The sequence below is a fragment of the Stutzerimonas chloritidismutans AW-1 genome (assembly GCF_000495915.1).
GTDB lineage: Bacteria > Pseudomonadota > Gammaproteobacteria > Pseudomonadales > Pseudomonadaceae > Stutzerimonas > Stutzerimonas chloritidismutans.
The window spans coordinates 1-8,046 of the sequence record NZ_AOFQ01000075.1; the positions used below are offsets into that span (position 1 = coordinate 1).

An 8,046-nucleotide genomic window follows, 5' to 3' on the forward strand; every position below is an offset into this window, starting at 1 on the left:
GCGGGTTTCCCCCCCCCGCCGTGCCGTGGCGATGCGTTGGGCCTGCTGCGAGTTCATCTCCGCGAAACCATAGGTCCAGTCTGGATGGGTGCGGTGCGCCGAACTCGCATCGATCACCCGAACGGCGGGGTTTTCGATGCTCGCTACAGCGTCGCGTGCGGCTTGGTCGGGCAAGCAGAGAATCGCGATGTCGCAGGCGTTGATGATTTCGGCGCGACGTTGCGGATCCTTGCGATGTTCGGGGCTGAGCGTGATAAGCCGCAGATCGGTCCGGTCGCGTAGACGTTGATGGATTTGCAACCCGGTGGTGCCTTGGTCGCCGTCGATGAATATAAGAGGACTTGCCATGGAATGCTCTCGGACATAGGAAATCAGGAGTTCCAATCTTCAGTGAGGGGCTAAGATAGGAAAAGTTGAATTTCTAAACGATGAAATTCAGCTTTTCTGAACAAGGAGTGACTCATGCGCGAAATCAGCCTGGACCGTCTGCGCACGTTGGTGGCCATTGCCGACCTGGGTTCGTTTGCCGAGGCGGCCCGTGTGCTGCACCTCGCGCCACCCACGGTCAGTTTGCATATTGCCGACCTGGAGTCGCGGGTTGGCGGAAAGCTGTTGTCGCGCACACGTGGGCGCATTCAGCCTTCGGCGATTGGAGAAACGCTGGTGGAGCGCGCGCGGCGTCTGTTGGCGGATGCGGAGCAGGCGCTTGAGGACGTGGAGCGTCAGGTGCAGGGCTTGGCCGGGCGTGTGCGGCTGGGTGCCTCCACAGGGGCCATCGCACAGTTGATGCCGCAAGCTTTGGAGACGTTGGGCCAACGCCATCCCGCTATCGATGTGCAGGTCGCGGTGCTCACGTCGCAGGAAACTTTGAAGAAGCTTGCCGAGGGCTCTTTGGAGATCGGTCTGGTCGCGCTGCCACAGACCCCGGTGAAGGAATTGCGGATCGAGCCATGGCGGCGGGACCCGGTCATGGCCTTCTTGCCGGCTCGCTGGGAATGCCCGGATGTTGTGACCCCCGGTTGGCTGGCCGCCCAGCCATTAATTCTGAATGACAAAACTACTCGGCTTTCGCGCTTGACCTCGGAGTGGTTCGCCAGTGATGGACGGCAGCCCACGCCGCGTATTCAACTGAACTACAACGATGCGATCAAAAGCCTAGTGGCGGCCGGTTATGGTGCGACGTTGTTGCCGCATGAAGCCTCCACGCCATTGCCCGATACCAGGATCGTCATGCGGCCATTACAGCCCTTATTGTGGCGTCAACTTGGTATTGCCCACCGTGGTGGGGACGTCGAGCGGCCTACGCAACATGTGCTGGATGTGTTGTGGGGGTTGAGTGCGGGCTAGGGCGATGTTGTCAGAGAAAGGACCGCTTTCGACCCGGTCATACGGTGATTGAGGTCCCAGGCGTCAGCTACCGCACCTGAAGCCGTCGTTCATCGCTCCAAAGCCGGTGCCTGTCTCCGTTCGCCCAGGCCAGGGTGTCGTAGTACTTGTGCAGCAGCTCGGTAATGGCGGCGGTGTCGTCGGTCATGGGGTTTCCTTGGGGTTGGCGGTGAGGACTGCCTGGACGCGTGCTTGCAGCGCGGGCAGCACGTCTTGTTGGAACCAGGGGTTGCGCACCAGCCAGCGATTGTTGCGCGGGCTAGGGTGAGGCAGGGGGAACGCTTGCGGCCAGTGCTCGCGCCAGGCTTCGACCACCCGGGTGAGCGGCGTCTTGCCAGTACCGAGGTGGTAGTCCATGGCGTAGCTGCCCAGCACGATGACCAGCGACAGGCGCTCGAAACGCTGCATGAAGGCTTCGCGCCAGGCGGGGGGCGCACTCCGGGCGTAGCGGCAGGTCACCGCTTTTGCCGGTGCCCGGATAACAGAAGCCCATGGGCAGAATGGCGATGCGGGTAGGGTCGTAGAAGGTGTCGCGGTCCACGCCCAGCCAGGCGCGCAGACGCGCGCCGCTGGCGTCGTCGAAGGGCACGCCTGAGGCATGGACCCGGGCCCCCGGTGCTTGGCCGGCGATGAGGATGGGCGCACTCGGGTGAAACTGGAAGACCGGCTGCACGCCGTGTGGCAGATGCGGTGCGCAGCGCGTGCAGGCGCGGACGTCGGTCAGAAAGGCGTCGAGTGTCGGCATGGCGCGCTTCCGGAAAGGGTGGCTCGCGCAGGACGGAGGTGCCATCCTGCGCGAAGCGTAACCCGGCAGCAAGTCAGTGCTGGGTCAGTGTCGGATAGCCCTGGATGAATACGCGGTCGGTCTTGGCCGCCGGCACATGGCAGCCCATGCAGTCGGCTTCGTAGCTGACGGCGACATTCTTGGCGGGGGCGTCGGCCTTGAACAGCGCCCAGCCCCAGCCGTCGCCCCACAAGGGGTTGCTGGCGAAACGGCCTTTGGCGTCCTTGACCATCACGAACCACACGGCCGCATCGGAACCCCAGACCACAGGGTTGCCAGTGGTCATGGCGCTGGTTTCGAGCTTGCGGATCTCTTTCACCAGCGTGGCGCCGTCCAAGAACTTGCCGGTCTTGCGGTAGTGCTCGGCCGAGGCCTTTTCGGTGTACACATCGTGCAAGCCGCGAGAGGCGGATTTTTCGTCCAACACCGCATATGAGCCCAGGTGGACGAAGTTTGTGCGGAAGTCTGTGGGGCGGCTGATGCCGCCCTGGCTGTCCACATAGGGCGAAAAGTCGCCGGCCGTGACGGCCAGTGGCAGGACGAGGGCGCTGGCGAGCAGAGCGCCGGTGAGTGCGATTTTCATCGTGTTCTCCTTATATGCCTATGGAGATCAGACGGCGACCACGGGGAAATCCACCGTGGTGTCGGCGATGTGGTTGGTGTAGTTGGTGAGCGTGTTCAGCGCGACGTTGGCGATCACTTCCAGTATCAGGCCGTCGTCGAGCCCCGCGCGGCGGTAGTTGGCCATGGCGTCGGCCGACACCACGCCGCGTTGCTCGACCAGCGCGCGGGCAAAGCCGGCGATTGCATCGTCAAGTGCGTTGGCCGCCTGGCCGGTGCGGGCCGCGGCGATGGCCTCTGCCGACAGTCCGGCACCTTTGCCGATCAGGGTGTGTGCGCTCAGGCAATACTGGCAGCGATTGGCTTGACCGGCAGCGAGCGCAACGATCTCGCGCTGGGAGGCATTCAGGCGGCCGGTGCCCAGCGTTTCGGACAAGCCGAGGTAGCCATTGAGCGCCGCCGGCGCGTGGGCCAGCGTGGCGAACAGGTTCGGCACCATGCCAAGCTTGGCTTTGACGGCCTTGAGTGTGGCAGCGGTAGCGGCGTCAGCGGTGTCGATGGTCAGGGGGGCGATTTGGGTCATGTCTATCTCCGTAGTGGGTGAGGTGCAAGAGCACGTGGGCATGATCGCCCTTTGTTTGGTACGATATGGCACGTAAAGTATCAAATACGTAACCTATCGTCTTATATGGAGAGTGGAATGGCGGATCGACTGGCCGGCTTGCTCCGGCACTACTCGCTTTCGGCGCGCGTTTTTCACAGCGGCGCCTTCTGTGGGCAGCATCATTACGCGGCGCCGCATGGCTATATCCATCTGGTGCGGCGCGGCCCGATTACGGCGCGTTCGCCCGTGCATGAAGATCTGCTGGTTACCGAGCCGAGCCTGCTGTTTTATCCGCGCGTGGCGTCGCATCGTTTTGTCGCCGCCCCCGGCGATACCGCTGAGCTGTTGTGTGCGGAGGTCGACCTGGGCGCTTCGACGGGCAATCCGTTGGCCATGGCCTTGCCGTCGATGCTGCTGATTCCGTTGGCGGACTTGCCCGGCCTCGGGCCGACGCTAGAGTTGCTGTTTGCCGAAGCCGAGCGCGACCAGTGCGGTCGGCAGGCCGCCATCGACCGCTTGTGCGAGTTGCTACTGATCCAGTTGCTGCGTTATCTGATGGATGGGCGGCTTGGCGCCACCGGACTGCTGGCGGGCCTGGCCGACCCGAAACTCGCGCGCGCCATAACCGCCATGCACGATGCGCCGCAGACCGCGTGGTCGCTCGAGGCGCTGGCGGCGAAGGCGGGCATGTCACGCGCGCGCTTCGCCGCCGCGTTCAAGGACGCGGTGGGCGTCACGCCGGGCGACTATCTGGCCGACTGGCGGATGAACGTCAGTTGCACCCTGCTCAAGCAGGGGCGGCCGGTGGCGGTGGTGGCCGACCGCGTCGGCTACGGCAGCCCGAACGCTCTGGCGCGCGCCTTCCGCGTGCGCATGGGCTGCGCCCCGCGCGACTGGCTGGCGCAGCAGCGCGGTGACGCGGCGCTCAGCGGTTCGTGAGTTTGAGTTCGATTCGCCGGTTCTTGGCGTAGGCGGCGCCGGTGTTGCGCTCGTCGAGCGGGTGAAATTCGCATCACGCCGGAACAACTGGCGGAACTCCAGGTGGCGATCCGTCAACGGCTGGTCAGTCTGTTCGTGCGGCGCGGCCGGCTGGACAAGGCTGAGTCAGTGGCGCAGGTAGCTGGATGACGCTGTCCCGCCCTGAGCCGACGCTCACAGGCGGGGATTTCCAGTGTCGTCATTGTCGGCTATTGGCCGAAAGCGGTCGTAGCTACCTGCTGATGCTAAGCCGATTCGCCTATTTTCCCTGCTCAAGCGCCTTCAACAGCGTTGTGTCAAGCGGCTCGATTTCCGGATATTCAAACATTCGCTCCGCGTAAGACCTAGCGTTGCCAGCTCGGCCCCGAATCTGTGGAAGGCCAGCACCTACGAGAATCACTGGCAAGGCCAGTTGCGACAGACGGTGTAGTGCAGATATTAACGCAGCCAACTGGGCCTGTTCGATGTACTGCATATCGTCCATAAAAACGACCAAAGCTGTATCCGCGGCTTTGGCTGCTGTGCCTATCTGAACAAGTAGTGCTGTCAGATCACTATCGAGATCACCGTTGTCCGCCAGCCCTGCTTCTGGCTCGTAGTCCAATACAATTTCAATGTCGGCAAACTTAGCCTTCAGAGTTTGGGAAAAGTTAGCCAGCGCTTTCAGACCTCGAGCAGCGGAAGTCTTTGCTGCATCCACGGCGCTCATACGTAGTAAGGCCAGATGTAAGGCAGTGGTGAGCATTGAGGGCAGTGAGCGTGACTTCGCAGCATTTACAAGCACGCACTGCACCTGGGAATTCTCCATCTCGTGGAAAAATCGGTTGAGCAGAGCGGTTTTGCCGACCCCACGGGGGCCTACCATGATCACGCTTTTTGTTGGCCGTCCGATGCGGATGCGCTCAATGGCGGTGCGGACCTGCTTACGCAGCACATCATGGCAAGAAGACTCTGGTGCCTGTACCTGGATTTTCATTGAAACAGGACCTACTAAAATTCCAGCTTTGACCAAAAGAAAGCTTCAAGCCTTCTTTGCCGACAACCCCCGAGTTCGCGCTTGGCTTATCGCGGCGCCTCTGCTCGGGTAGTGCCGCGACAATCGCTTTGCTTTGCTACAAACCTTTTCGCTCGGAAAGGTATCGCGCTCAAGTGCTCAGGACACGAGCGCTCATGGGCAAGTTCATATATTGGCTCTCCTGTTTGCGCGCTAAGCGCCAATGCCGAGCCCTGGGTGAAGACACCGTCACCACTGTGCTGACACTCAGTGGCTTGATTCGCTGGTGGGTCCCGTACAAGGAAATCGTGGCGTCTGAGCCATGATGTCCAGCGATTTTCGCCCGCTGAGCATCATTGTGAATCTATGTCGGAGGTCCCCTGAGTTGTCGAAATCTATGCCCAGCAGGACATGAGTGCTCAGCAAGAGATCGATGCTACAGCCGTCCACAGGGTCGCATGTTTAGAGCGCATATATGCGCTGTGTGACATACGCAGGATGCGGCAGATCTGTGCAGACGAGGTGTTTCACTTTCAGAACACAGTGCTGCCTGAAGGCTCAAGGCAGCAGTTCGTGCGCGGCTGCATTCATACGTCGGCGATGATTCCTTTTCTATTAGGATTGCGACCATAGACTCGCATGCATGGTCCATCCATTCCGGGCACGATCCGAATGCCAGCGAGACTGCTAATGGCACAGTCCAGTTAAGTGGTAGTTGAACAGTAGATCCGAGCGCGCTCTACATCGGACGAGCTGATGTGATCTCTATCCGAGTAGACAACCCCTGAAGCGGTTCTAAGGTCATAGCCCAATACCTTTTCATCGGTATCGGAGATGCGAACCAGCTCAGCAAGCTGTTCCATCTGCCATGCGCCGGTTCCATTCAGACGAGAGGGAGTGATGACCTGCACCTCCTCTATCTTGGCTATGGCGATACCTTCCAGCATATGGTCTAGCTCTGCCCCGGAGGCCACAAGGTACATCGTTCTCCAGTTAGCCCTACCTTTGCCTAGATTAAGTGTCACGCAAAACCAGGGGTGATGCTGCTCAAGCTCAACAAAACGCCATAGTTGGTAAGGCTCCCCAAATAAAGGCGCGAACGGGATTTCAGCATGCCGGTGGGTGGTGAACATCAATGGATCTCTACATTTAAGCTATATACAGCATAGCTCATTCGGCTTTGAAAAGGCTTCATCGTTCCTTTTGCGAGGCAGCAAAGTGGAACTGAATGATGCGCTTGGGCTGGTGATTAAGGAGCTTCGGCAACAGAGGGAATTACCCCAAGAAGGACTTGGGCCCAGCCAGAGCTACATCAGCGCGATTGAGCGTGGCAAGTGGAAGCCATCGTTGGAGAAAATAGAGCAAATTGCAGCAATTTTGTCGGTTCATCCTGCTTCCTTGCTTATCCTGGCCTATCTAAGACAGGCGCCAGCGGGACAGGCGGATCAGATCCTCAACTGCATCCAAGCTGAAATTGAGGAGCTACGTCTACCTGGAAGTGACTCGGTGGCATTACCTTCGCAGTGACGCTTTGATCGGTGTTTCTTGGCTCGCTGCCCAACAAACCGCCCTACAGCTCCATGGTAACGTTGCTACAGCGCCGTGACTTGTATCTCTCGAAGGGCTGTGCCAATGATCCATAACAATAGACAATATATTGAGAGTCTTTGAACATCAGCCATCGCGGCTACCATTGAGAGGACTGAATCATGGCTGAACTCAGCGATAACGAAATGGACCGTGACGAGGAAATGATTCCTATGCTCGCAGCTGCCGCCACGCATGCTGCTTACCTGCGATCAGTGGCGGCAGGCCGTACCGTACTAATAGCGAAGGATTGCATGCTTGTTCAGGTTGAGCAGGACGGTTCGGAGATACCGCTCCGCGCATTAAGTGCCAAGCATAGGGTAAAATCTGGGAAGATTTTCCACATTAGGCAGCTACCTAGTAGCTAGCAAGAATGTGGTAACGGATGGCTCTTGTAGAATGCCAACCGCTGAAGTTGCTGAAGAAAGCCATTCGCGAAGGGCAGATCTGCGCATCCAAGGGCTGTCCGAGCAGCTACAGGCAGCGCCAACCTTGCAGGCCAGTGGATCAGCGTTCGATCCGGCCTCCAACGGGGGGCCGACCCCCTGAGGAGTCGCTGCTCGATGGTGACGGCGAGTTGAGCTTCCGCTCAATCCGCTATAAACGTAGTAATTCTAAACAAGTAGTCAGCGACGCGGTGAATGCCGCGTTGCTGGACAAACGGCCCTTCTGTCGTCCGTATCAGGTCTCACGGATTGCGGTTTGAGCGTTAGAGAAATCCCCTCCTCGCTTTTCTCCACTTTCAGCTCATCTCCCAGCGTCCAACCGAGTTTCGCAAGTAACTCAGATGGAAGCTCAACGATTACGTCTCCGCTGTAAGCGTCCGCTCAAGTCACCTTGCGTGACTCAGGTGGGTACCCACTGATGCGGCAGCAGTTGCTCGATCTCACTCGCCCGCTGCGTTGGCAGTCGTGTCAGCACGTCCTTGAGATAGGCATACGGATCATGCCCATTCATCCGCGCCGACTGGATCAGACTCATGATCGCTGCTGCCCGTTTACCGCTGCGCAGTGATCCGGCGAACAACCAGTTTGAGCGACCCAGCGCCCATGGCCGGATCTGGTTCTCGACCCAATTGTTGTCGATGGGCACGGCACCATCCTCGACGTAGCGAGTCAGTGCAGCCCAACGTTTGAGGCTGTAATCCAGGGG

General features: G+C 59.6%; 10 protein-coding genes and 3 pseudogenes. 4 read left to right on the forward strand and 9 right to left on the reverse strand.

The window, feature by feature from the left end:
• Positions 1-348, reverse strand: a pseudogene (locus F753_RS48365) (N-acetyl-gamma-glutamyl-phosphate reductase); the annotation flags it as partial.
• A gap of 114 nt (positions 349-462) precedes the next feature.
• On the opposite strand from F753_RS48365, the gene F753_RS48370 reads away from it, so the two are divergent.
• Complete coding sequence (locus F753_RS48370; RefSeq protein WP_003465017.1) at positions 463-1,347, forward strand: LysR family transcriptional regulator; 885 nt, start codon at positions 463-465, stop codon at positions 1,345-1,347.
• 183 nt (positions 1,348-1,530) lie between these two features.
• On the opposite strand, the gene F753_RS49880 is transcribed toward F753_RS48370, so the two are convergent.
• The 4 genes and pseudogenes from F753_RS49880 to F753_RS48385 form a co-directional block, all read right to left on the reverse strand.
• A complete protein-coding gene (locus tag F753_RS49880) occupies positions 1,531-1,794 on the reverse strand; it encodes a uracil-DNA glycosylase family protein (protein WP_003830781.1) in 264 nt (87 codons plus the stop codon).
• A 61-nt stretch (positions 1,795-1,855) separates the two neighbouring features.
• Positions 1,856-2,176, reverse strand: a pseudogene (locus tag F753_RS50355) (uracil-DNA glycosylase family protein); the annotation flags it as partial.
• A gap of 28 nt (positions 2,177-2,204) precedes the next feature.
• A complete protein-coding gene (locus tag F753_RS48380) occupies positions 2,205-2,753 on the reverse strand; it encodes a cytochrome P460 family protein (RefSeq protein WP_003465000.1) in 549 nt (182 codons plus the stop codon).
• 27 nt (positions 2,754-2,780) lie between these two features.
• Positions 2,781-3,356, reverse strand: coding sequence for a carboxymuconolactone decarboxylase family protein (locus tag F753_RS48385; RefSeq protein WP_003464997.1), 576 nt, complete (start codon positions 3,354-3,356; stop codon positions 2,781-2,783).
• Between the two features lie 75 nt (positions 3,357-3,431).
• Between F753_RS48385 and F753_RS48390 the strand changes: the two genes are divergently transcribed.
• Positions 3,432-4,274, forward strand: a complete 843-nt coding sequence (locus F753_RS48390; RefSeq protein WP_023444849.1) for a helix-turn-helix transcriptional regulator — start codon at positions 3,432-3,434, stop codon at positions 4,272-4,274.
• Between the two features lie 298 nt (positions 4,275-4,572).
• On the opposite strand, the gene F753_RS48395 is transcribed toward F753_RS48390, so the two are convergent.
• Both F753_RS48395 and F753_RS49885 read right to left on the reverse strand, forming a co-directional pair.
• Positions 4,573-5,289 carry an ATP-binding protein gene (locus F753_RS48395; RefSeq protein ID WP_023447190.1) on the reverse strand — a complete coding sequence of 239 codons (717 nt, stop codon included), beginning with the start codon at positions 5,287-5,289 and terminating at the stop codon, positions 4,573-4,575.
• A 722-nt stretch (positions 5,290-6,011) separates the two neighbouring features.
• On the reverse strand, positions 6,012-6,440 hold the full coding sequence (locus F753_RS49885; protein ID WP_209320162.1) for a hypothetical protein: 429 nt from the start codon (positions 6,438-6,440) through the stop codon (positions 6,012-6,014).
• Between F753_RS49885 and F753_RS48405 the strand changes: the two genes are divergently transcribed.
• Both F753_RS48405 and F753_RS48410 read left to right on the forward strand, forming a co-directional pair.
• Positions 6,430-6,834: a helix-turn-helix domain-containing protein gene (locus F753_RS48405; RefSeq protein WP_245218685.1), complete on the forward strand. Its 405-nt coding sequence runs from the start codon at positions 6,430-6,432 to the stop codon at positions 6,832-6,834. The two genes, F753_RS49885 and F753_RS48405, sit on opposite strands and share 11 nt — an antisense overlap.
• Before the next feature lie 182 nt (positions 6,835-7,016).
• Positions 7,017-7,262 carry a hypothetical protein gene (locus tag F753_RS48410; protein ID WP_023447193.1) on the forward strand — a complete coding sequence of 82 codons (246 nt, stop codon included), beginning with the start codon at positions 7,017-7,019 and terminating at the stop codon, positions 7,260-7,262.
• Positions 7,263-7,520: 258 nt separating this feature from the next.
• On the opposite strand, the pseudogene F753_RS50130 reads toward F753_RS48410, so the two are convergent.
• Both F753_RS50130 and F753_RS48415 read right to left on the reverse strand, forming a co-directional pair.
• Positions 7,521-7,709, reverse strand: a pseudogene (locus F753_RS50130) (hypothetical protein); the annotation flags it as partial.
• A gap of 31 nt (positions 7,710-7,740) precedes the next feature.
• The coding region (locus tag F753_RS48415; protein WP_023447195.1) for an IS66 family transposase at positions 7,741-8,046 on the reverse strand (306 nt) is incomplete at its 5' end.

What these genes read in the sequence shown, in the direction of transcription:
- F753_RS48395 (WP_023447190.1), bottom strand. Translation starts at nt 5,289, where the DNA reads ATGAAAATCCAGGTACAGGCACCAGAGTCTTCTTGCCATGATGTGCTG.
- F753_RS48380 (WP_003465000.1), bottom strand. Translation starts at nt 2,753, where the DNA reads ATGAAAATCGCACTCACCGGCGCTCTGCTCGCCAGCGCCCTCGTCCTG.
- F753_RS49885 (WP_209320162.1), bottom strand. Translation starts at nt 6,440, where the DNA reads ATGTTCACCACCCACCGGCATGCTGAAATCCCGTTCGCGCCTTTATTT.
- F753_RS49880 (WP_003830781.1), bottom strand. Translation starts at nt 1,794, where the DNA reads ATGCAGCGTTTCGAGCGCCTGTCGCTGGTCATCGTGCTGGGCAGCTAC.
- F753_RS48410 (WP_023447193.1), top strand. Translation starts at nt 7,017, where the DNA reads ATGGCTGAACTCAGCGATAACGAAATGGACCGTGACGAGGAAATGATT.
- F753_RS48370 (WP_003465017.1), top strand. Translation starts at nt 463, where the DNA reads ATGCGCGAAATCAGCCTGGACCGTCTGCGCACGTTGGTGGCCATTGCC.
- F753_RS48390 (WP_023444849.1), top strand. Translation starts at nt 3,432, where the DNA reads ATGGCGGATCGACTGGCCGGCTTGCTCCGGCACTACTCGCTTTCGGCG.
- F753_RS48385 (WP_003464997.1), bottom strand. Translation starts at nt 3,356, where the DNA reads ATGCCCACGTGCTCTTGCACCTCACCCACTACGGAGATAGACATGACC.